Source organism: Chryseobacterium indologenes (assembly GCA_016025055.1).
Lineage (GTDB): Bacteria > Bacteroidota > Bacteroidia > Flavobacteriales > Weeksellaceae > Chryseobacterium > Chryseobacterium indologenes.
This window is the reverse complement of the sequence record CP065590.1, coordinates 2,360,222-2,382,004: the sequence shown is the minus strand read 5'-3', so window position 1 is coordinate 2,382,004 and position 21,783 is coordinate 2,360,222. Positions and strand designations below refer to the sequence as shown.

Annotated in this window: 25 protein-coding genes and 4 pseudogenes; 13 read left to right on the top strand and 16 right to left on the bottom strand. The window is 36.4% G+C overall.

Annotated features, from left to right (window positions below; genetic code table 11):
- The first annotated feature begins 97 nt into the window (after window positions 1-97).
- Window positions 98-1,753 (top strand): S8 family peptidase, encoded by a 1,656-nt coding sequence (locus H3Z85_10875; GenBank protein ID QPQ53764.1) that lies wholly within the window; start codon window positions 98-100, stop codon window positions 1,751-1,753.
- Window positions 1,754-1,831: 78 nt separating this feature from the next.
- On the opposite strand, the gene H3Z85_10870 is transcribed toward H3Z85_10875, so the two are convergent.
- The 9 genes and pseudogenes from H3Z85_10870 to H3Z85_10830 form a co-directional block, all read right to left on the bottom strand.
- Complete coding sequence (locus tag H3Z85_10870; protein QPQ53763.1) at window positions 1,832-2,344, bottom strand: hypothetical protein; 513 nt, start codon at window positions 2,342-2,344, stop codon at window positions 1,832-1,834.
- Window positions 2,345-2,402: 58 nt separating this feature from the next.
- The gene (locus H3Z85_10865; GenBank protein QPQ53762.1) at window positions 2,403-2,942 is read right to left on the bottom strand and encodes a hypothetical protein; all 540 of its coding nucleotides are present in this window, start codon (window positions 2,940-2,942) and stop codon (window positions 2,403-2,405) included.
- An 84-nt stretch (window positions 2,943-3,026) separates the two neighbouring features.
- Window positions 3,027-3,704: a DUF1361 domain-containing protein gene (locus H3Z85_10860; GenBank protein ID QPQ53761.1), complete on the bottom strand. Its 678-nt coding sequence runs from the start codon at window positions 3,702-3,704 to the stop codon at window positions 3,027-3,029.
- Between the two features lie 6 nt (window positions 3,705-3,710).
- Window positions 3,711-5,081 (bottom strand): DUF4173 domain-containing protein, encoded by a 1,371-nt coding sequence (locus H3Z85_10855; protein QPQ53760.1) that lies wholly within the window; start codon window positions 5,079-5,081, stop codon window positions 3,711-3,713.
- Window positions 5,082-5,091: 10 nt separating this feature from the next.
- On the bottom strand, window positions 5,092-5,409 hold the full coding sequence (locus H3Z85_10850; GenBank protein QPQ53759.1) for a hypothetical protein: 318 nt from the start codon (window positions 5,407-5,409) through the stop codon (window positions 5,092-5,094).
- A 7-nt stretch (window positions 5,410-5,416) separates the two neighbouring features.
- Window positions 5,417-5,902 carry a hypothetical protein gene (locus H3Z85_10845; protein QPQ53758.1) on the bottom strand — a complete coding sequence of 162 codons (486 nt, stop codon included), beginning with the start codon at window positions 5,900-5,902 and terminating at the stop codon, window positions 5,417-5,419.
- A 101-nt stretch (window positions 5,903-6,003) separates the two neighbouring features.
- Window positions 6,004-6,293 (bottom strand): annotated as a pseudogene (locus tag H3Z85_10840) (transcriptional regulator).
- 74 nt (window positions 6,294-6,367) lie between these two features.
- Window positions 6,368-6,985, bottom strand: a complete 618-nt coding sequence (locus H3Z85_10835; protein ID QPQ53757.1) for a hypothetical protein — start codon at window positions 6,983-6,985, stop codon at window positions 6,368-6,370.
- 137 nt (window positions 6,986-7,122) lie between these two features.
- Window positions 7,123-7,888 (bottom strand): annotated as a pseudogene (locus tag H3Z85_10830) (enoyl-CoA hydratase/isomerase family protein).
- Window positions 7,889-8,139: 251 nt separating this feature from the next.
- Between H3Z85_10830 and H3Z85_10825 the strand changes: the two are divergent.
- The 3 genes from H3Z85_10825 (at window position 8,140) to H3Z85_10815 (ending at window position 10,884) form a co-directional block, all read left to right on the top strand.
- On the top strand, window positions 8,140-8,691 hold the full coding sequence (locus H3Z85_10825) for a phage tail protein (GenBank protein QPQ53756.1): 552 nt from the start codon (window positions 8,140-8,142) through the stop codon (window positions 8,689-8,691).
- Between the two features lie 286 nt (window positions 8,692-8,977).
- Complete coding sequence (locus tag H3Z85_10820; protein ID QPQ53755.1) at window positions 8,978-10,228, top strand: site-specific integrase; 1,251 nt, start codon at window positions 8,978-8,980, stop codon at window positions 10,226-10,228.
- An 86-nt stretch (window positions 10,229-10,314) separates the two neighbouring features.
- Window positions 10,315-10,884: a hypothetical protein gene (locus H3Z85_10815; GenBank protein ID QPQ53754.1), complete on the top strand. Its 570-nt coding sequence runs from the start codon at window positions 10,315-10,317 to the stop codon at window positions 10,882-10,884.
- Window positions 10,885-10,961: 77 nt separating this feature from the next.
- Here the strand turns inward: H3Z85_10815 and H3Z85_10810 are convergent, their stop codons facing one another.
- The 4 genes and pseudogenes from H3Z85_10810 to H3Z85_10795 all read right to left on the bottom strand — a co-directional run bounded on the left by H3Z85_10810 (window position 10,962) and on the right by H3Z85_10795 (window position 13,028).
- A complete protein-coding gene (locus H3Z85_10810; protein ID QPQ53753.1) occupies window positions 10,962-11,243 on the bottom strand; it encodes a helix-turn-helix domain-containing protein in 282 nt (93 codons plus the stop codon).
- The gene (locus H3Z85_10805) at window positions 11,240-11,536 is read right to left on the bottom strand and encodes a helix-turn-helix domain-containing protein (GenBank protein QPQ53752.1); all 297 of its coding nucleotides are present in this window, start codon (window positions 11,534-11,536) and stop codon (window positions 11,240-11,242) included. Before H3Z85_10805 ends, H3Z85_10810 begins: the two co-directional genes overlap by 4 nt.
- A 100-nt stretch (window positions 11,537-11,636) precedes the next feature.
- Window positions 11,637-12,016 (bottom strand): annotated as a pseudogene (locus tag H3Z85_10800) (hypothetical protein).
- A gap of 511 nt (window positions 12,017-12,527) precedes the next feature.
- Window positions 12,528-13,028 carry a DUF3408 domain-containing protein gene (locus tag H3Z85_10795; protein QPQ53751.1) on the bottom strand — a complete coding sequence of 167 codons (501 nt, stop codon included), beginning with the start codon at window positions 13,026-13,028 and terminating at the stop codon, window positions 12,528-12,530.
- A 545-nt stretch (window positions 13,029-13,573) separates the two neighbouring features.
- On the opposite strand from H3Z85_10795, the gene H3Z85_10790 reads away from it, so the two are divergent.
- Both H3Z85_10790 and H3Z85_10785 read left to right on the top strand, forming a co-directional pair.
- The gene (locus tag H3Z85_10790; GenBank protein QPQ53750.1) at window positions 13,574-14,008 is read left to right on the top strand and encodes a hypothetical protein; all 435 of its coding nucleotides are present in this window, start codon (window positions 13,574-13,576) and stop codon (window positions 14,006-14,008) included.
- Window positions 14,009-14,012: 4 nt separating this feature from the next.
- Entirely contained in the window at window positions 14,013-15,278 is a 1,266-nt protein-coding gene (locus H3Z85_10785; protein QPQ53749.1) for a relaxase/mobilization nuclease domain-containing protein, read from the top strand.
- A gap of 29 nt (window positions 15,279-15,307) precedes the next feature.
- On the opposite strand, the pseudogene H3Z85_10780 reads toward H3Z85_10785, so the two are convergent.
- A pseudogene (locus tag H3Z85_10780) lies at window positions 15,308-15,624 on the bottom strand (MerR family transcriptional regulator).
- A 156-nt stretch (window positions 15,625-15,780) separates the two neighbouring features.
- Here H3Z85_10780 and H3Z85_10775 point away from each other — a divergent pair.
- From H3Z85_10775 to H3Z85_10745, 7 genes are read left to right on the top strand one after another with little or no spacing between them, the layout of a single operon-like run.
- A complete protein-coding gene (locus H3Z85_10775; GenBank protein ID QPQ53875.1) occupies window positions 15,781-16,434 on the top strand; it encodes a hypothetical protein in 654 nt (217 codons plus the stop codon).
- Window positions 16,435-16,451: 17 nt separating this feature from the next.
- A complete protein-coding gene (locus H3Z85_10770) occupies window positions 16,452-16,793 on the top strand; it encodes a nuclear transport factor 2 family protein (protein ID QPQ53748.1) in 342 nt (113 codons plus the stop codon).
- A 12-nt stretch (window positions 16,794-16,805) separates the two neighbouring features.
- Window positions 16,806-17,459 carry a cysteine hydrolase gene (locus H3Z85_10765; protein QPQ53747.1) on the top strand — a complete coding sequence of 218 codons (654 nt, stop codon included), beginning with the start codon at window positions 16,806-16,808 and terminating at the stop codon, window positions 17,457-17,459.
- A 38-nt stretch (window positions 17,460-17,497) separates the two neighbouring features.
- Window positions 17,498-18,283 (top strand): helix-turn-helix domain-containing protein, encoded by a 786-nt coding sequence (locus H3Z85_10760; protein ID QPQ53746.1) that lies wholly within the window; start codon window positions 17,498-17,500, stop codon window positions 18,281-18,283.
- Between the two features lie 47 nt (window positions 18,284-18,330).
- Complete coding sequence (locus tag H3Z85_10755) at window positions 18,331-18,726, top strand: nuclear transport factor 2 family protein (protein ID QPQ53745.1); 396 nt, start codon at window positions 18,331-18,333, stop codon at window positions 18,724-18,726.
- Window positions 18,727-18,735: 9 nt separating this feature from the next.
- Entirely contained in the window at window positions 18,736-19,533 is a 798-nt protein-coding gene (locus H3Z85_10750) for an alpha/beta hydrolase (protein QPQ53744.1), read from the top strand.
- Window positions 19,530-20,408 (top strand): carboxymuconolactone decarboxylase family protein, encoded by an 879-nt coding sequence (locus H3Z85_10745; protein QPQ53743.1) that lies wholly within the window; start codon window positions 19,530-19,532, stop codon window positions 20,406-20,408. The genes H3Z85_10750 and H3Z85_10745 overlap by 4 nt, the downstream gene beginning before the upstream one ends.
- Window positions 20,409-20,523: 115 nt before the next feature.
- Here H3Z85_10745 and H3Z85_10740 read toward each other — a convergent pair whose 3' ends face one another.
- Together H3Z85_10740 and H3Z85_10735 are read right to left on the bottom strand one after the other, a co-directional pair.
- The gene (locus tag H3Z85_10740) at window positions 20,524-20,808 is read right to left on the bottom strand and encodes a hypothetical protein (GenBank protein QPQ53742.1); all 285 of its coding nucleotides are present in this window, start codon (window positions 20,806-20,808) and stop codon (window positions 20,524-20,526) included.
- 4 nt (window positions 20,809-20,812) lie between these two features.
- Entirely contained in the window at window positions 20,813-21,751 is a 939-nt protein-coding gene (locus H3Z85_10735) for an IS4 family transposase (protein ID QPQ53741.1), read from the bottom strand.
- Window positions 21,752-21,783 lie beyond the last annotated feature (32 nt).

Genomic DNA, 21,783 nt, shown 5'->3' with positions numbered 1-21,783 from the left:
AAATTAAAATAATTTCACAAAAACGTGATTTGTTTTAATTTTATTATTATTTTTGACATAAACATAAACTGATCCACAACCATTTAACAAAATTTATATGAAAACAAAAATTCAAATTTTCTCTTTGTTTATGTTCTCCTGTTCTCTCTGTCTTGCACAGAAACCTTCAAACGGAGACTCTTATGCAAAAGCCAATATCTATGTCTGTTTTTCAAAAGGTATTGCTTCAGCAAAAGCTGCATTTGCACAAAACCCTGAGCTGGAAAAATTGGCCAGGGAAAACAGCATGTCATTTACCTATGACCTTGGCTTTACTGATGAAAAACTTTCTGAGATGGCAAGAAACAGTAAGCTCAACGGTTATTCTCCTGAATCTGTCGAAAAACTGAAAAGAATATTCAAAGCTGACCTTCCCGTTCAAAATGAAGAATATGCCCAAAGGCTGGCTCAGGCTCTTGAAAGATTTCCTGAAGTTGAATATGCATCAGTAATGAGCAGTACTCCTGTAGAACCTCCGTTAATCAATGCTTTTGTTGCAACTCCTGATCTGGAAAACCTTCAGACTTACCTGAACGACAACCCCGGAATCAATGCCAAGTATGCCTGGTCGAGAGGGATTACCGGACAAAATATAAGAATCCGTGATGTAGAATACGGTTTTTATAAAACTCACGAAATGCTTGCCAATCAAAACTCAATACAACTGGAACCAGGATATTCTCCAAATTCCGGATTATCAAATAATAATTACCGAGATCACGGTACTGCTGTAGTCAGTATTTTAGGTTCTGTAAAAGATAATATCGGACTTACAGGAGCAGTCTACAATGCTTCTGAAATCAAAGGATATATGGAGTGGACCACTGTAGGCTACAACAGGGCCGCTGCAGTGAGCAGATCCATCAATGCATCCCAGGCCGGCGATATTATCCTGTATGAAATGCAAACCGGCGGTAAAGACGGTCAATATTGCCCTGCAGAATATGACAAAGTAATCTGGGATCTTACAAAGGCGGCTACAGATTCAGGGATAATCATTATTGCAGCAGCAGGTAATGGGAACCAGAACCTTGATGATCCTTTCTATGCTTCTTATATGTCAAGAGGAAACAGCGGTGCTATTATCGTGGGAGCTGGTTCACCAAATACCACACATTCAAAACTAAGTTTCAGCACATACGGGAACCGGGTGGATGTACAAGGTTGGGGAAGCAGTGTTCTGGCGGCAGGATATGGTTCCTATGCCAAATATGATAATGATAACAACAGAACATACAATTACTTCAGTGGAACAAGCTCTGCAACTCCTACGGTAGCTTCTGCCGCGGTGCTGATTCAGTCATATTATCGCCAAACCACAGGTCAGTACCTGAGTCCGGCTGCCATGAAGAACCTTTTAATTTCTACAGGAATACCCCAGGGTGGCACTGTTGCCAATCAAAAAATCGGGCCTCTTCCCAATGTAAAAAATGCCATACTCCAATTGGAAGGCAAATCGGCAAAGGCTGTTAAAGCTTTACCATCATTGGAAGTAAAAATCTATCCTAATCCGTCCCAAAATGTTATAACCCTTCAAAATGTGGAAAATAAAAAGCTTGATTTTGAAATCATTAGTATGCAGGGACGATCTGTCATCAGGGGAACAGCAATGCCGGAAGAAAAAATTGATCTTTCAAGCCTGTTGCCCGGACAATATATTATTACGATCAGTGAAGGGCAACGAAGAGTTGTTGAAAAACTGATAAAGCAATAATACGGTCGATACCATATAAATCGAAAACGTCTTTCAATACTCTGAAAGACGTTTTCTTCATAATAAACTTTATAAAAATTATTGTGCAGGGACGCTGTTGAAATTAAGTGCCACTTTGATGTTCATATCTGAACTGGTCTGGTTTTTCAATTCATACACCGTTCTTACCGTAAGTCCCGCACTTTTTACAATCTCATCCAAATATCCGGTGTCATTAAGATCCAGGTTTAAGCTGGATGAATTGGTGGATATATTGGAACGTGATGCAATCAGTCTTTCATTTGTTCCGGCAGACGAAACGTAAATTTTAACGGACTTGAATGCGCTTAAATTTCCTCCAGACGGTGAAGCTACAGAGATTTTTGCCTCTGAGATTCTCACATCTTTGATTTTTGCATTATTATTTCCTCCTACCCATGTCTGAACGTTCGTAGCAGTTGCCGTAGAAGACACTTCTTTATCTGCGGGCACTCCTGTAGAAACTAAAACATTTGTGGTGTATGGAAACGTATTCTGAACCAGCGACTGTACGGTTCCGCAACTTACAAGTACAGCTGAAGCGGCCATTGCTGTTAGAACTATATTTTTCATAATTTAAAATTTAAACTTCAAAGATTAGTTTGCAGAAATTATACCAAATTGGTTTATCTTATTCCACGCTTACCGTAAAACTACCTTTTGTGTTTCCTGATGCCATATTACTTTTCCCTATAATCAGCCATACCTCTCCTTTCCCCGGAGTTTCATAGGTAATATCTCTTCCGAAAGGACCGTCATAATCTCCATTAGGAAGTTTGATCTGATTGAAGCGGATATTAAATTCCTTTTCTTTGGTGGTGATCTTTGCCTTAATGTTGGGTTGATCATAGTTGATCAGTTTTAAAACCAGCTCCTGACCGTCTTTTGTAAATGCTTCTCCCAGTGTAAAGGGAAGTTGGGAAGCATCGGCCGTTCTTACAATCTGGCCTTCTTTTTCGCTTCTCATGACGCCTTTACGCAAAACTTCTTTAGTGGCAGGTGCATTGTTAATAATGGAATCTTTTTTTCTCAATGCAGCAGAATCACTTTTCATGACAGAATCCGGCATTTCTGTTTTAATGGTAGAATCTTTATCCGATACTGCTGTTACAGCCGGTTCTTTTTTACAGGCAACGATCATCAAAGGAATTAACAATAGGCTTTTTTTCATAATAATTAATTTATGGATGTTCCAATTCAACATTCAGTTAAGTCTTTTTACATGCTAAAATTGTTCCAACTGCAGTCAACAGATTCACTTTTCTGCCTCGATTACGGTCTTTTCATTGCTTTCCATTAGTTTAAATGTGAAGTACATACAATTGAGCATAATTCCCATTAAAAAGGTAAGCCCCCATGTTCCGGAATACTCTGTCGGATCGATAAACCGAATAATAATGTCACCGAGTAATCCGGAAGGATCGTTAAAAACATCCCAGCTGTTCCATCTCAAAAACCTTCCCAGATAGACACCAAAACTGCTCATAAAAAGAAAAAGCACTACAATTCCGGTAACCATTCTCTTTTTACCGTTTTCAGAAAGCAGCTTTTCAATATCATGTAAACTTATAAATCCGCATATCAACCCGGTCCATGCATAAGAAAGAATGACAATAAGATCATACCAAACCGGTATTGAATCCCTCATTTTTAAATGAAAAAGATCGGTAAGAATATAGGGTGAATTGGGAAAAAACAAAATCCACACGATAATGATCAACACCAGGGATGTTTTACTTTTGATTTTGAAAGCACCAATGAATGAGCTCAACAAAAAAGGAATCCAGGCGAGGAATAAATTCCAGTTAAGGAAGAAAAAAACTTTGGTTTCACTGACATAATACCTGAATATAGATAGACTGAAACAAAATAAGGTCATGAATACCAGCAGGATATTCATTGTAAACCTTGACGATTTTATTATTTTATTCATCTTATATTATTTAATGGCCTGATAATATATAATCTTTGAAAGAAAGGTTTTTGACCTTTCATTTCTAATCTTATCCAGTATCTGTTTTTTAAGCTTTTGATCATGTTTTTCATCAGCATATTTCAACAGATCCTTTTCGCTAAAATTGATGGAGATAAAATGATAATTGACGGCAAAATCTTTACGTTTCATATTCTGAGAAGTGATAAAACCACCCCAGTTCACATAGCTGCAAACCAGAATTGTCCCATACAGATACCATGTCATTGTATTGAACAGAAAAGCATTTCTTTTTCTCTTTTGAATCTTAATATAGGTCAAAGCAAGTCCCACGAGTGCTAACATTAAAAAAGCAAAAACACCGAGTCTTTTGTAGGTCAATGCATACTGAACCACATATTCATAATTTTTCACTGCCGCTGACAAAACAAGAACAGCATTCAGAAAAATCCAGAATTTGGCTAAAACTTTCATCAATCCGGATTTAGGATCAAAGTTAAAACCGGATTTAAAATAAAACATGATTACGAGAATAGCCATAACGATAGACATAATCACTGCGTTGACTCTCTCATGTGTTTCTTCTGACAGCTGAACCGGTGTTTTTGAAGTTTCGTAGAACTGTTCATAATTATAAGTGATGATAAAAAAGACCAAAAGAATATTGAGCAAAAGGAAAGAAATAACCCCACTCATTCTTTCGGAGTCAAGATCCAGGAAAGAATAGGTGGCTTTCGGAATCAGTGCATCTTTCTTAAAATCATTATCCAGGAAGTGATGATTTTTGTAAATCAATTTTTCTACTGCATAGTTCCAGTAATTAAAAGCGATAAAAAATCCCAAAACAGAAAGACAGAAAAGCTGCCATAAATTGATATCCAGTTCATAATCTGTAAAGAGAGCTGCAAAATGGTCACTTCCGGCAGAATAAATTCCAAAGAAAACAGATACAAGAATCAAGGGAATCAGGATAAAAGCTAATGTCTTCTGCCATAATCCGGAAACATTTCTTTTAGGCATCCATTGATCAAAACTGAAAAAGCGGCAAAAAGAGGTACAACAGTTTACAATAAAAACAGGAAGGAGAAACAATATCTTCATCTTCCTGTTCTTTGACCTGTAAGCCAGAAGCAGAAGTGAACTCACCACTGCCAGGAAAGAAGGAAAATCACCATACCAGGCAAAGGCCACAGCGGACAAAATACTGGTTACAAAAAGAATGAGAAATGCCCGGGTTCTGTTTTTTTCCGATGTCCTGAATAAGGTCAGTACCGTATAAACAATAGCAAGGATTCCGAGGTTGAGCCCCGGTTCCTGCTCATAAAACAGGATAACAAAAAGGATGGCTGTGATCAGTATATATTGATGTGTTTTCATAAGAGTAGATTTAAAATGATGAGTTGAAAGAAGAAGTAACGATATGCAGGAATAGATAGAAATAACCGAAAGCAATCGGAATATTAACAAGGAGCAGAAGTACTGAGTTTCCTGAGCTTTTCTTTTCAGAGACATCATTCAGATATTCTAAAAGCTCATGTAAAAGAATCATGAAATTGGCAATAGCAACGATGATAAGGTAATAAAACCCGACAATGGCCAGCCATTCTGCATTTGTCATCCAAAATGCGACCAATAGGAGCGTTCCCAGCCAAAACGAAATAAGGAAAGTTCTTTTCCCCAACAAGCTGAATTTTATTGTTCCCATAGGTTTATTAATAAAGTACAACGGTATCTTTTTGATGGATGAAGTTTTTCACATGCTCAAAGTTCTGCCACAATAATTCTTCAAAATCCCAATGGTGGAAAGGTCTCATACTTTGGCCTTTCTGAAAAGCCTTGATATAAATTTTCGCATATTCAGGCAAAATGATCGTTCCCAATACAATAGCAGCCAAAAGATGAGCATTCAGTTTACCATTTCCCAGTAAGAGGTACTGCATGGCAATTTCATCTTCGAAATGGGTACTGCAGCCTGTAATGAGGTGATGTACATCGTGGTTTTCCATTTTAGGAATCATAGAGAAACCGTGTTTATGGTAAAATTCCCCCAATTTCCTTCCCAGAGAATCTTCCTGAAATTCAAGAAGCTGCTTTTCATTAAACTGCCATTGTCTTTTTTTCTTTTTAAAGTATTTTCTGTATATCTTTTGAGTTTTGTCGTACACAAAAAGCAGAAAGTGAACACGTATTTTTTTCATAGTGTATATATTTTAAGAGATTAATTTTCAGTATTATTCCTTTATTTTATAAAACAAAGAACTTTGAATTTCAAAGTATTATTTCAAAAAAAATATTGAGTTTAGCGTCCCAATAATTTTTCAAGAGCATCCAAATGATCTGTAAAGGCCTGTCTTCCACTTTGGGTAACCCTGTAAGAGGTTTTAGGTTTCTTACCCACAAATTCTTTTTTACTTCAATATATCCGTTTTTTTCTAATGCATTACTGTGGCTGGCCAGATTACCGTCTGTAATTTCCAGAAGGGCTTTCATTTCGGAAAAGTCAACCCAATCATTAACCATAAGAACGGACATAATCCCCAGTCTTACACGGCTTTCAAATTCTTTGTTGAGTTGATTTATTTTTATCATAATAAGGTAATCGTTGCAGATCTCAGACAGCAGGCTATAGAAACTAGCGACTAAAGAGCTGCAAATTTAGCTTTTTATTTATACTTTTTATGCATAATCAGTCCATAAACAATATGCAAAACTCCAAATCCCAAGGACCAGAAAACCAATCCCCACCCTAATACGAAGGCAGCCAGCAATCCTAAAATAATCTCACAATATCCCAGATATTTTATATCCGGCAGCGTATATCTCTCCGCAGCCACCAACGCTAATCCGTAAAATACCAATGTTGCGGGAGCAATCCAGACCACTAAATGATGAAAAATAAGCGCTGAACAAAAAATCCCTCCGGCCGCCAACGGAACAGCAAATGTGACAATAAGACGCTTCGTGGTAGCATCCCAGATTTTCAATCCTTTCTTTTTGCTTTTATTGGCCGTAAAAATATATCCGCTAAGAACAGCTACTATTAAAACGGTAAGTCCCGTTACTATTAATTCCTGCACAAGATCGGGATTATACAAGAATTTACGGCCATGAACATAGCTTACCTTTTCTCTTTCCATCGCATAATATGCATATCCCGCCCCGAGAAGAGCAACAACTCCGGCCACAACTCCAGACAAGCCGCTTAAAGAAATAAATCTGGAAGAACGCTCCATCATGGAACGGATATGAGATAAGTCTTCGTGATAGTTTTTGGTATCCATAAAAAGAACTTTGAATTACAAAGTTAAAATTTTATTTGAATGAACAAAACTTTTTTTAAAAAATAATTTCCGGTCTCAACAAAAAAGCCATTGAACTTATCAATGGCTGAATATTTTAAAATCCTGAACTCTGTATATTACTTGGCTCTTAATCTTTCTTTAATCGCTCCGATATTTTTCTTTGCAGAATCTTCCAGAATAAGGCTGGCACTCATATGAATTCTTGCCGGCATCAATTCATTGAAATGGTCTGTTCCCTCCCATGAAACTTTTTTAATAAGGGCTAAGGCTTCACTGCTTCTGGAGGCCAGGGTTTGCATAAATTTGTCAAGCTTTTCATCCATTTCCGAAATGGTATCAGATACAGAATGGTAGATATTATGTTGTTCTGCCCAGTCTGCAGATCTGAAATCAGCATCGATGGCCATTGCAGAAAACTGGGACTTTCCAATCTTTCTTTCTACATAAGGGCCGATTACGAAAGGGCCGATTCCCAGATTAATTTCAGTAAGGGCTAAAGCTGAATCTTTTGTTGCAAAACAATAATCTGCCCCACAGGCAATACCTACTCCACCACCGGTAGTTTTTCCCTGTACTCTTACCACCACAATCTTTCCGCAATTTCTCATAGCATTCAATACTTTGGCAAAACCGCCGAAAAATTTTGTGGAAGCCTCTAGTTCTTCGATAGCCAAAAGCTCATCAAAACTTGCTCCTGCACAAAAGGCTTTTTTCGCCTTCGCTTTTGACCAAAATGGCTTTTACCTCATCTTTTGCCCCCTCTTCTAAAATAGTATGGGCCAGCTTTTCTAAAATGGCTCCCGGAAGAGAATTGCTTTTTGGCGTTCCGAATGTGATTTCGGCAATATTATTTTTAATTTCTGTTGCTACAAATTCGTTCATTTTACTTTTTATTGGATTCTTACAAAAATACTAAATACAGTGCTCTCCGGGAAACTTAAGGACGACAAATTAGTCTTGATTTTCAAATCGGATATTACGTAGAAATACGGAGTGTATAATTTGGTATTTTCTACTCTAGTTCTGTTTTTGTATTCGTTGTTCCTTTGACTCAGTAAATCAAACCAGTTGGCGGACTCCGAAAAGCCGGTGAAACAGAGTAGGAATAGTAAAAAACTGAAAAAACTAGTATTATGGAAGAATATATGGGAATTGTTAAATTATTTGCAGGAAATTTTGCACCCAGAGGATGGATGTTTTGTGACGGAAGCCTCTTAAGTATTGCCCAGAACAGCGCCTTGTTCTCTCTTTTAGGAACAACCTATGGAGGTGATGGAATCACTACTTTTGCCCTTCCTAACCTTAAAGGAAGAATGGCATTGGGAGCAGGGAATGTAAATGCTAATCAATTTTACCCATTGGGTGTTGTGGCAGGAACCACTCAAAATACACTTTTAGCGTCTAACCTTCCAAGTGTAGGGGCCGGGTTTCAACTCAAAGTAGCTAATAAGAATGCCAATTCAGGTACGCCATCGGCAACCACATCTATTGCTATCTCAGGAACACAGGTGGGAAGAGATTTCAATGTTGTCACCAGCTTTGTCAACAATGCCGATCCCGATACAGCTATCAACCCTCAGAGTATTTCGTTTGTCGGGCAAAACCTTCCGGTAAACAATATGCCTCCTTACCTGGGTTTAAACTATATAATCTGCGTTGAGGGTATCTATCCACCAAGAAGCTAGTTTTACATAATAACCAAATTTAAAATAAAGTTTCAGTAAAAATACATCAAAGATTAATAACAGGAAAAACGGTTGTAAATAAAGACTTTACAGCCGTTTTATGATTTTTTGGTAATGAGGTAAAAAGCAGTAAAAAGCGAGGTTTAGCAAAAGTAAGGTTACTAAAACGTTACTTTTAAATATTAGAAACAATCGTTTTAAAATACTGTAATTCAGCTTTCTGCATAGTTTTTCATATTGTTCCGTAGCTCGCATAGGTTTAATTTTATCATTAAGAATTGTGAGTATGGAAACGACAAAAAAATCAACGTTTAAGGTTCTTTTCTACCTTAAAAAGAATGCCCCGAAGAAGAACGGGAAAGTTACGCTTATGTGTAGAATTACCGTAAACGGTAATCAGTCTGCATTCAGTACCAAGCTGGATATTTCTGCATCAAATTGGGATTTGAAGTACGGCAGGGTTTTAGGAAAAAGCCGAGAAGCCCAAGATGTTAACGGCAAGCTTGATAAAATCCGTTTGGGTATTGAGGAATGCTATTCCAAAATTCTGAAGAACGAAGGAGCTGTAAACAGTGCTAAACTTAAAAATGCTTTTCTCGGTATGGAAAGCGGAGAAATGACCTTTTTCAAGTTTTATGAACAGTTCTTATCTGACTATGAGAAAAAAGTCAATAACGGACTTAGGGTAAATGGCACACGCAGTAAGTACAAAACACTTTTGAAGCATCTGCGAAATTTTGCACTTACAAAATACGGATATTCTGACTTATCATTCAATGACCTTACATCTAATTTTGTACAGGACTTTGATTACTACCTGCGTGACGAACAAAGCTTGACACATAACACGATTTGGCTGTATATGATTGGCTTTACCACGCTTTGCCGATTGGCAATGAGCAGAAAGCATCTTGCTTTTAATCCGTTCAGCGAGTACAAGAATACCAAAAAGGACAAAGACAGAGGTTATCTGTTGCGGAACGAGTTGGAACAGTTTGTAACGTTCAACTGCGAGAAAAAGAAAGACGAATTGGTCAAAGACCTATTTGTTTTCAGTTGCTTTACAGGTCTTTCCTATTCAGATATGAAAAGACTTAGAAACAGCAATATTCAGGATTTCTTTGACGGTAACCAGTGGATTATCATACGTAGGAAAAAAACAGCCACATCGTCAAACGTGATGCTGTTGGATATTCCCAAAATGATTATCGAAAAATATGCAGGATTTTCAAAAGACGGAAAGGTATTTCCTGTACCATCAAATACAGTCTGTAATGATAGCCTAAAGAGAATATCACAACTGATTGACTGCCTGAAAGAAAAGAAAGTAACCTTTCACTTGGCACGCCATACGTTTGCCACGCTGTTTTTGAGCGAGGGAGTTCCGTTAGAGAGTTTGAGCAAAATGTTAGGGCATAAAAACATTGCCACAACGCAAATTTATGCCAAGATACTCAACGAGAAAGTAGGTAAGGATATGCAAAAAGTATCACACAAATTTAAGAGGATGGAGCAGTCTTTTGTGGCTCAATTATAAAACCCAGTAAAGCAATTTAAAAAAGTCAATGTTATCTACATTGGCTTTTTTTTGTACTTTAGCTATTAGAAAAAATGCTTCAAATAATGGCGGATATAAGACAAAAATATATTTCACTAATTCAGAATAGAAGTGAAGAAAATAAAAAAGCATTGACACTTTTATTTTCACAAGGATTATTTGGCAACTGCGTTTCTATATTAAGACAAGAGTTGGACTCTTTTATCAGAGTAATGTATTTAGGTAGAATATCCGATTTCGATGAACGAGAAAGAATGATGAACCAGACTTTGTCAGGAGAGAAATGGACAGTTTTAACATCAAATAACAAATGGAAACAAATCACAGATAAAGATATGGTTGAGAAGGCAAATGAATTTTATGGGTATATTCAATATGTATATAAATTTGGTTGTGCTTCCATTCATTTGTCAGATTTCCACAACTACACGGCTCAAAACCCCTTTGAAAAACTCAATGATACGGAGAAATATGATATAAAAAACTATCTTAATACATATCATAATTATCCTATTGAAAAGGAATTGACTGTTGAAAATATATCAGACTATATTCCTAATGTCTTTGAAAAAATTTCATCAAATTTGACTTGCTATTTTAGTAGTATATTAAATAATAGAATGATAGAAATGTAATAATACCAAAGCCCACTGCCTAAAGCAGTGGGCTGTTTCTTTAATTGACCGATACGCTTACAATTTCACACAATCAGCTAACTCTGGTAGTTATCTTCCAACACCTTGATAATATCGCTTTCACGGAAAAGGATTTTTCGTTCGAGCTTGATAAAAGGTATCAGTCCGTCATCACGATACTGTTGCAACGTCCGTTTGCTAATGTGGAGCATCTCGCAAACCTGTTCGCCTGACAGATAGATTTCCCCTTTCAAAAGTGGGTGGAAATATTCTCTGATATACAGCAGTTCATTTTTGATGCCTACCACAGCTTCGAGCAAAGCAAGCATATCCTCGTTTGAATTTCCAATCTGTTTCATTTCTTTTGCTTTTTTAACGGTCGCTCTCCCTGCATAAATAATTCCACTTCGGATAATCTGAAATATGTTTTCCGATTGATTTGCGTTGCTCCAAGAATGCCCTTTGCCCTGTATGTCTGCAAAGTTCTTTTGCTAATGTTCAGTAGTTGACAGGCTTCCTGTTGGTCGAGCCATTTTGTTGCCTGTTGCAATGCTTTGTAGGGTGCGGTCATTTCCGCAATTAGATTGGAAACTTCCTTTACTTCCCTATGCAATGCTTTTAAAATCTGAATGTCTAAAACTGTTATTTCCATATCTGAATCATTTAAACCTCGAAAATAAAAGCTATTTACATAGGTCGTTCCAATGTTGCCGTCAGAGGTAGCGTTTGGCGTTCAGATGTAAAATACTCGGCTACAATCCCAACTTTGGCTTATTGTTTTTCTGGAGAGCTTGTTGCGGTTTGATTGCGTTGTCTGTCTTCAAGGCATGCTTATTGTTTTTCTGTACAATCTGACTTTTTCATCGTTTTTGAAATCCGAAAGCATAATCGTTTTTGTTGCACCTATTATACTTTCAGGTTCGGTAGTCTGTTTTTGTTGTTCAACACGCTTGCCACCGAACAGCTTGTCCAGACCTAAGCCCTTTGTATCTTTGAATTGACGTTTAAAGTTGGTAATGAAATTGGAAATCGGGTCGCTATGCTTATCGACCTGCATCAAAGGAGTGTTCTTTTTCTTCTCGGATAGCTCGTTTTCTTTACGCTCTTTTTCGGTAATTGTTTTTTGTGCCATAGGTTCAAAATTTCCCACAATTTAGAACACAAGAGAATGTATTATTTTCATTTGGCATTACGTGGCAGTATTTGGCTTCTGTTGGCACAAATAGGAATGGAAATTAATCCTTAAAACACTTTAAATTTTCCTCGCAAAGCCCTCACTCGTTTAAAGAGTTTTGTACGGATAAAGGAAAGCATACCAAAAACAACCTGTCCTTAACCTTTACGTGTTTTTTGTATCCTTTCTTTGATTGGAATGGATTAAAAAATGAACAAAAAGGTAGCAAATGTAAGTCGGACAGCCACCGCACCACCCAACCAAAAGACTACGGCATAATGGCAGTGCAAATATGGTGGCTTCGCCCAGTTGTTGTGTGATTGCCCTGCCACCCTTCGGGATTTATTCCGTTTCCTTTTGGTTTTCCGCTTGTCCGACTTGATTGAATGGCTTTCTTTTTTTCTGTTTTTTTGTTTTGAAAAATAATTTTAAGAGGGAGCAACGCACCACGCCCGAGACCGCACCACAATCAAAACAACGGTTTGTGCTTATCGTTGTAGATTTCGCTAATCAAATCCGCGAACTCCTGAAAGTGGTATTCGATAATGTTGTCCAGATAGGCATAAATTGTCAACTTGTCGATACCCATAATACTTGTCAGCTTGTTAAATGTTTCGTGGTGTTCCTGCCGTACATAGACCGATTTCCCCCTACTTGCAGTACTGTTCGGAATTTTAAAGAACTGTCCGCAGTAGTCCTGTTTGGTCAGCTTCTTTGGCTTGGAGGTACTTTTTTTCGTGCTGTTCGCTGACGGTTTAGTTTGTTCCATTTCTGTTGCTATTTTCTCGGGTTCTTCCCCTGCCATTACACGCATAATAGCTTCCTCATCTACTTCGGGTTTGGCAAAGTCTTCCCGATGTGTTGCTCCTTGTTGTTCCGTCAAAGGTTGTTTCTTTTCATCAGTTAGGAAATTTTCAATAGAAAAATCCTCTTTTTCGGGTTGCTGATTTTTGTTTTCTTCGTGTATCATATCTCTAAATTTTAATATTATATCCAATTAGCTGTTTGGCTAGCTAAGCAGTCAGTTGTATGTACGATTGCACCTATATAACAACCTATCTACCTATGCACCTGCATACCCTTAATTAGCTGTTTCGTTAACTGAAAAGTGTATAATTCGTCTGCATTCAATCACGCAGATTTGCTGTCGGGATTTATGCTGTTCAGTTATTTAATTAGGGCATAACCAATCAGCCAGCTAACCAGTTACAAAGGAAATAAAAGCAATTCCAATCCTCATAAAGGTGGTACTATTTGGCGTTTATTGGCTTTGTTTGGCGTGATTGTAAGTCGTTGTTATTCAGATGGTCTTATCGAACTTTGTAACGAAAGCGATTAGCTTTTTCAGCTAACTCCAATCCGTTTGCAAAACGGATTTTTCTGAACTCCTGTTCAGAGCAAGTTATCTCTTGAGGTCCTCGAAATAAATTTCAGCATCTCAAGAGCACTTGCCCTTGCAGGGGCTGGAAACGGCTCCGAAGTCGCTCGTTTATGTAAAATTAAAATTAGATTATTATGGAAGAGAAAAACAGAAAACAGATTATGAAATCAGGAAGAAAACCAAAGATTGACCCTGCGGTTCATCGGTATTCCATCAACCTGAATGCGGAGGACAATGCGAAATTTCTTGCCCTCTTTGACCAGTCAGAAATGAAAGTAATTGCTCATTTTATTACGGCTTGCATCTTTCAGAAGACAGTAAAGATCGTTAAAATTGATATGGATGCAATAGAATATCACGAAAAGCTGACCCGATTTTTTAGTCAGTTCCGAGCAATCGGAACAAATTATAATCAGATTGTGAAGATATTGTACCGCAATTTTTCAGAGAAAAAAGCAGGAATGTACCTTTTTAAATTGGAAAAAGAAACCATCGAATTGGTACAAGTTACTAAAGAAGTTATCCGTTTGACACAGGAATTTGAAGAGAAGTATTTGAAAAAAGAGTAAAGTTATGATTGCAAAAATCGGAAAGGGAAGCAATATGTACGGAGCGATTTTGTACAATCAACAAAAAGTAGATAAGGAAAATGGAGCGGTTCTGTTGCTAAACAAGATACCCGATACGGTGGACGGTAAATATTCTGTAGCCTATTTTAATAAATGCTTTGAGCCGTATTTATCGGCAAATATCAAAACGGAAAAGACAGTAAGGCATATTTCACTGAACCCAGATCCTTCGGATAAGGTCAGCGATGAACAGTTTACCGAAATGGCTCAGGAGTATATGGAGCGTATGGGCTACGGCAATCAACCTTACATAGTTTTCAAGCATACGGACATTGACCGCACACATATCCATATCGTCTCGACCTGCGTGGGCATTGACGGCAAGAAAATTTCCGATGATTACGACCATTCACGCTCAATGACTATTTGTCGGGATTTGGAAACAAAACACAATCTGCAAAAGGCTACCGACCAGGAGCAGAAACAAACGAATAAAGTTTTCAAGCCTGTAAATCATAAAAATGGCGACATCAAAAGCCAGATTGCTTCGGTAATACGGCATCTACCAAAGTATTATACTTTTTCAACTTTGGGTAGTTACAATGCTTTACTATCACTTTTCAATATCACTGCGGAGGAAGTCAAGGGCGAGCGGAACGGACAACCTGTAAACGGGTTGGTGTATGTGGCATTGGACGAGAACGGAAATAAGGCAAGTAATCCGTTTAAAGCATCGCTTTTCGGGAAAGATACAGGCGTTGCACAACTGCAAAAACACTTTAAGCAGTCCAAAGAGAAAATGAAAACCACGCCTGTAAGGTCTGTTCTGAAAAATATGGTGGAGCTTGCCATACATACCACAAGCAACGAAACAGATTTTAAAAAGCAGTTGACCGAGCAGGGTATTAATGCAGTTGTAAGACGTAATAGTGAAGGACGAATTTACGGTATGACCTTTATTGACCACGAAAGTCGAACCGTTTGGAACGGCTCACAATTAGACAGAAACCTTTCAGCTAATGTATTCAATGATTGGTGGAATAACGGAAATAAACCCGAATTGAAAATACAGGATAACTCTGTTTCCAAAACAAACCCTATGGATAACCTGCCGACAAAAGACCTATTTGAATTTATCTCACAGGAACATTCACCTAATTCTGATTTAGGATTATTCAGCCTGTTACCTGATGCACAAGGCGAGGACTACGAAGAAGAGCAGTTTGCCAATCGGATGAAGAAAAAGACCAAGAAAGGCAGGAGATTGTAAAATATTTATTTTCAAAAACTATATGTGAATTACTTGTTTTTAAGCTTATTTAAGGTTTCTTCAATCATCTCCATACGTTTTTTACTTTTTCCGCAGAAGCATCTAAAGTATAGCCTTCTTCCATTAGTTCTTTTATGAGCAACATTTTTTTGATGTTCTCGTAATTATATCGTCTGTTTTTACCTTCTTCTTCGGTTAGGCTTTCTATGATTCCTTTCTCTTCCCAATAACGTATTTGCCTTGTCGGAATGCCTGTTATTTGGGCAACTTCCCCAATTCCAACAACTAATTTATCTAAAAAATCAAAGTCAAAAGACAAGTCTTTACTATTTTCTGATTTGCTCATTTTGTAAATTATTTACAATTAATGTTGCAAATATAAAATATTCGTCTTTATTTTGCAATTGTAAATTATTTACAATTATTGGTAATTAAAAACAATAAAAGCATGAAAAAGACAGTTTTAATTTTATCGGTAGTATTAACCGCACTAACAATTTCTATGATGACAACAAAAGTGAATGCACAAAAGACTGACTTGAAAATCGTTTCATTGACAGAAACACAAGTCTATTTAGATGAGTTTAAAAAGTTCGTTGAAGTTCCTAAAGAGTATCTTTTTCATTCCGTTAGTAAAGTGAAAGCAGATAATATTTCAGCTTATTTGTTCCGTTTTGAAAAACAGGAAAACAAAGGTTTAGGTGGGGAATATTTTTCGTTTTTAATTTCAGAAGACAAGCAAATTTTAGGTTTTACGAATATGAATAAAAAGTATTCGGATACAAAAATGATTTCCAAAGCTGAAACTGAAAAAATTGCTAAAGAATTTCTTCTAAAAATGGATAAATCATTGGCAAATGATTTGAAAAATCTTTGGATAGAACGACACGACGAAGAAATTTTGGTTAATGGTCAAAAAACTGTTTTGGCTGGAATGAAATACAAATGTTATCGTCCTTCCCAAAAAGATTATGCTTGGGTAATTGTCGGATTTGATGGCTCGGTAATGACTTTTGAACGCAAAATAAAATGGAATAATAGCGAACAGAAACGAATTACAGAAAAATGGCTTCACGATAGTTGGCTGAAAGAACAAAAAATATGGGTTCAGTCAGAAGAAGAAATTCTAAAAAATATGGTAAAAAAACCTTTGTAAACGGTGCTTTGAATGAATTGAATACAGAAGCAATGCGACAAGGTTTTCATCCTGATTTTGCCATTTTGATAGCGAAAGACGATAAGCTGAACCGTTTGTTTCTGAATGATTGGATAAATGTTGTAGAGCAATACAAAAATTCGGAAGAACAAGTTAATTCGGGTGTTCGGAATTTGGAATACACGATAAAAGTTTTAGAAATTACAAGAAAAACAGCGGTTGTAAAAACCGAATTTTTCAGAAACAAAGAAATTGTCATTGCCGATTATCTTTCATTTATCAAATTTCCTGATGGTTGGAAAGCTGTTGGAAAAATCTCGCACGAACATATTCCTAATCCATTAAATCTAAAATTTTAAAAGCGAAAAATTATGAGAACATCAATTTTAATCTTCCTGACATTTTTAAGTATGAACATTCTACAAGCACAAACAAAAGAAAAATCGGCACTTATTCTGATTGAAACCCAAAACGAATGGATGCACATAGACGGAAAATTGAGAAAATTATTGGTAAAAGACGAAAAAATAATGCTCAATTCGATTACTAATATTGAAAAAGCTGTTGCGTTTGCTCGAAAAAACGGTATTCCTGTCATTCACGTAGGATTGCGTTTTGAGAAAGGTTATCCCGAGTTAGCCAACGGAAAAAGTGGCTTACGAAAAGCAATTCCGAATGCCGGAACTTTTCCGATAAACGAATTTGGTTCGCAATTTTATGAAACCGTGAAACCAATTGAGGGCGAATTTGTGGTTACAGGTCGTGTCGGTGCAAGTGGTTTTACAGGCTCAAATTTGGATGCTTATTTGAGAAACAACAAAATAGAAAATATTTATTTGGTTGGATACGCTACACACGTTTGCGTGGAAAGTACGTTGCGTGACGGACACGAAAGAAGTTACAATACGTATGTAATTTCAGATGCGACTTCTGCTTTTAATCAAACGCAACAATCGTACTTTTTAAGTGAGATTATTCATCATTTTGGCGAACATTTGACAACGAAAGAGTTTGTCGGAGAATAAAGATTTAAAAATGACATTGTAATTTATTATATTTTAATATGAAAGTTTATTCCATAAAAGACATTATTCCAGAAGTAAAACAATTCACCCAATATTATGTTGGAGTTTTTGAAGACACACCTGACCCTGAAATTGAATGGCCTCACAGACACGCTTTTTATTCGTTGGTTTGGTTTACTAAAGGAAGCGGAATAAACGTAATTGATTTTGACGAGCACGAAATTTTGCCAAATAGAATTTTCGCAATCAATCCGAAACAGGTACACAATTGGAATTATTCTTCTGATAGTTGCGGATACACTTTACTTATTGATGAACCATTTGCGAAACACTTAAATATTGATTTTTCATTTCCGTTCGTTGACTTGCAAAAAGACGACTTGCAATTTATTGAAGAAATTTTTAAACGAATGTTGTCAGGAAAAAATCAACTAACAGCAATTCCTTATTTATTTTCACTTTTGAACAATTCAAGAGCATCAAGAATAAATAACACGATTACAAAATTTAAAAAATTGGTCAGTGAAAATTTAGATAAAAACCTCACAATCGAACAATATGCCGAAAAAATAGGGGTTACTATTGAAATTTTCAATCAGACTTGCAAAGCTGAAACTGGATTTACTGCAAAGCAACTTCAATTAGATGTAAAAATCACCGAAGCAAAAAGATTATTGTTATACTCTTCTTTAAACTCAAGTGAAATTGCTTTTAAATTGGGATTTGAAGATAATTCCTATTTTTCACGAATTTTCAAAAAGAAAACCGATTTTTCTCCTGCCGAGTTTCGGGAAAAGTACCACAAAAACGAAAAGAAGTCCTAACACTGTCCCTCAATGTTGTTGTTCCTTTGCTTAAAAATTAAAAAGGAATGAAAAAAACAAACATTGAAATTATCAAAACCTACTTTGACCACTTTCTTAAAGGCGACAAAGAAAAAGTATTTGAAATGTTGAGCAATGAAGTTGTTTGGTCTGTAAAAGGTTCAGATAACGTTCCAACCGTTGGTCAAAGAAAAGGTATCGAAGAAATTAATTCGTTTATTGAAAATTTTCAGGCAAATTTTCAGCCCAAAGATTTTAATATTCTCTATTATTTTGAGCAAGAAAACAAAGTATTTGCAATAGGAAACTTTACCCATTTTGTGATTCCGACACAACGAGAAATTTCCAGTGATTTTATGATAGAGTTCGTTGTTGAAGATGGTAAAATATGTAGTTACAAAATTTTAGAAGACTCTTATGCACTTTATTTAGCTTTCAAATAATCAAATCATATGCCTCATATTACACTTAACAAAACAGAATATCACTATCAACAATCAGGAAAAGGAAACCCTGTGATATTTGCCCACGGGCTTTTTGTAGATAATACCATTTTCAAATATCAGATAGAAGAACTCAATAAAAAATTCACTTGTTATTCCTTTGATATGCCTGCCCACGGAAAGTCAACTTATGATGAAAATGGTTGGTCATTAGATGATATAGTAGAAGATTTTCGATTATTCATACTTAAAAAGAATCTGCATAGCGTGATATTGATTGGTCAATCTCAAGGAGGAATGGTTTTTATGCGTTTAGCATTTAAATATCCCGAATTAGTGTCTAAATTAATTCTCATAGGAACAAGTGCCAGAGCAGAATATACACATAGAATTCCTTTTTGGCAAGATATGGTTATTACATTCAGAAACGGGAATGTAATAGATTTTAAAAACCGAATGGAATTGATTCAGAAAAATATTGTTTCAAATCATTTTATCAAACATTTCCCTTTAGATAAAGCAGAAGAATTAGCAATAATGCAGAGACAAAATCCCGTTGCTATGGCTCTTGCTACTGAAACCGCCGTTTTAAACAGAACTAATGTATCGGCATTGCTTCCTAATATTTTATGCCCTACACTCATCTTATGCGGACAAGATGATACTGCAACCCCACTGGAAGTATCTACAGAAATCAAGAAAAATATTAAACATAGTGAAATGTTTATAATTCCGAATGCTGCACATCATATCCCTTTAGAAAATCCTAAAGAATTAAACCGTCTAATAATTAATTTTTTGAAATGAAACACATCTTTATCTCCATATTACTATTAGGCTTTAGTATAGAAGTATTTTGTCAAACCGAAATAACAAATAAAATGCAATCAAACAGATATGAGCGAGGTTGGAAAAAACTCAAGGAAATTGATGGAGAAGCAGGTGAAAAAGTAATTGAAAGCCTGAAAGATATTTCTCCTGAATTAGGAATATATATTATTGAATACGCTTTCGGAGATATTTATGCCAGAGAAGGATTGGATTTAAAATCCAAAGAAATAGCAGTTGTGGCTTCATTAATAGCAATGGGAAATGCCAAACCTCAATTAAAAGTCCACATCAACGGAGCTTTAAATACAGGAAGTTCCATCAACGAATTGAAAGAAGTCATTTTGCAAATGTCAGTATATTCTGGCTTTCCGAGTGCCATTAACGGAATGAATGCTTTGAAAGAAGTATTGGAAGAAAGACAAAAGCAAGGAATAAAAGATGAAATCGGAAAATCGGCAACCATTTCTAACCAAACAGACAGATTAAAATTAGGAGAAAAAGAATTATCAAAATTGGATAGTTCACAAGTAGAGAGATTGAAAAATACTTACAATGAGTTTTCGCCCGAATTAGTAAAATTCATATTGGAATACGGTTATGCAGACATTTTTTCAAGAGACAATTTAAGTGAGAAATATCGCCAAATTGCAACAATTTCAGCACTTGCAGCTTTAGGGACTGCAGAACCACAACTAAAATTCCACATCAACGCAGGTTTAAATATTGGACTTACCGAAACAGAAATAAAAGAAATAATGCTTTTGATGACAGTATATTCAGGCTTTCCATCAGCAATTAACGGTACAAATATTCTGAAAGAGGTGATTTTAGAAAGAAGTATCAACAGGTAAAACTATATTTTTTTCACTATCAAACGGATAAACACACAAATGAGTAATATTCCTTCATAAAACATTGTTTTTCAATATGTTTTTATAAGAATACAAAAACTCACCTCTCTGTTTTTCAGAACAATTCTGTCTGTATCCAAGGTGGTTTTCTTCGTTTTTTCTGTTTCGTGTAAGTTCTCCTGCTGTTCTGTACCATCCAAAATATTTCCAGATGGCTGATTAAATGAATCCTGATGAGTGCCGCAATGGTAGAAAATGCCTTTTTGCTCTTTGATTTTACACGTAGAACTTGCAACAGTAGCTGTGCAATCAGGGTACACCAAATTTGGGTTTTGATGCCGTTTTCTGTTTCGGAATAAAAATAATGTAACTGGAAGTTTTGTTTGAGTTTTTTGAACAATAGTTCAATGTTCCAACGAAGTTTGTACAAAAAAAGCGACTTCTTCCCGGCTGATTTCAAAATTATTGGTGATAAACTCAAAAATCCGCCCTTTATCATCCCTGTAGTTTACTTTTCTGAGGCATAAAGTTTTTTGCTTATTGTCTTCTTTGTAAATGAGATGAACGTGCTCTTCCAGCAAAACACCGGATTCTCCGTCTTGCAACTCTTGTCTGAAGAGTTCTTCCTCTACTTGATATACCGCATTTTTCTTCAATCTGCACACAAAATTGACTTGTTGCTCCGTCCAATGGGCAAATTGCAGGTAATGATTGTAAGCTCTGTCAAAAACAATCATGCTGTGGGCTGCCAGATTCAAATACTGAAGAAAATTTTTGTCGTGCAGTTTAGCTTCGCTGATTTTCACAAATTCAGGCGTATCGCTGTGGGCATCTGTCATCATGTGTACTTTCAGTCCGCCTTTTTTCTTTCCTTCGTTCTTGGGGTTTCTGCCTACTCCTTTCATAATGTCTGAAAACAAGCGTATGGTACTGGAATCGAAGATAAAAAGCTTGGCAAAAGAAACATTATCAATACGGCTGACCGACAAAACGGACTTGAAATGTTCCAATAACATAAAATAGACATCCTTGAAAAATTCATTGTCCCTGCCCCGAAGCCCATCGCCTGCCGTGCTCTTGGCGGGAGATTTTTCCATTCCCAAATAATTGAGTTTCCCTGCCAAACCTTGCATCCCATCGCATATTTCACCCATAGAATCGCATCGGCTGAATATGCCGAAAAGCATCGTCATCAAATGCGTCCACGAATCAAATGTTTTATAATATCGGTCTGATTGATGCTTGTTAACCAATAAATCAAACTTGTTGCGGGGGATAAATTGCAATATTTGTTTGAAAATTGGCTGACCGACTAAATTCTTTTCTGTATTTTTATGGCTCATATTTTTAGTGTGTAGTAAAACTAAAATATGAA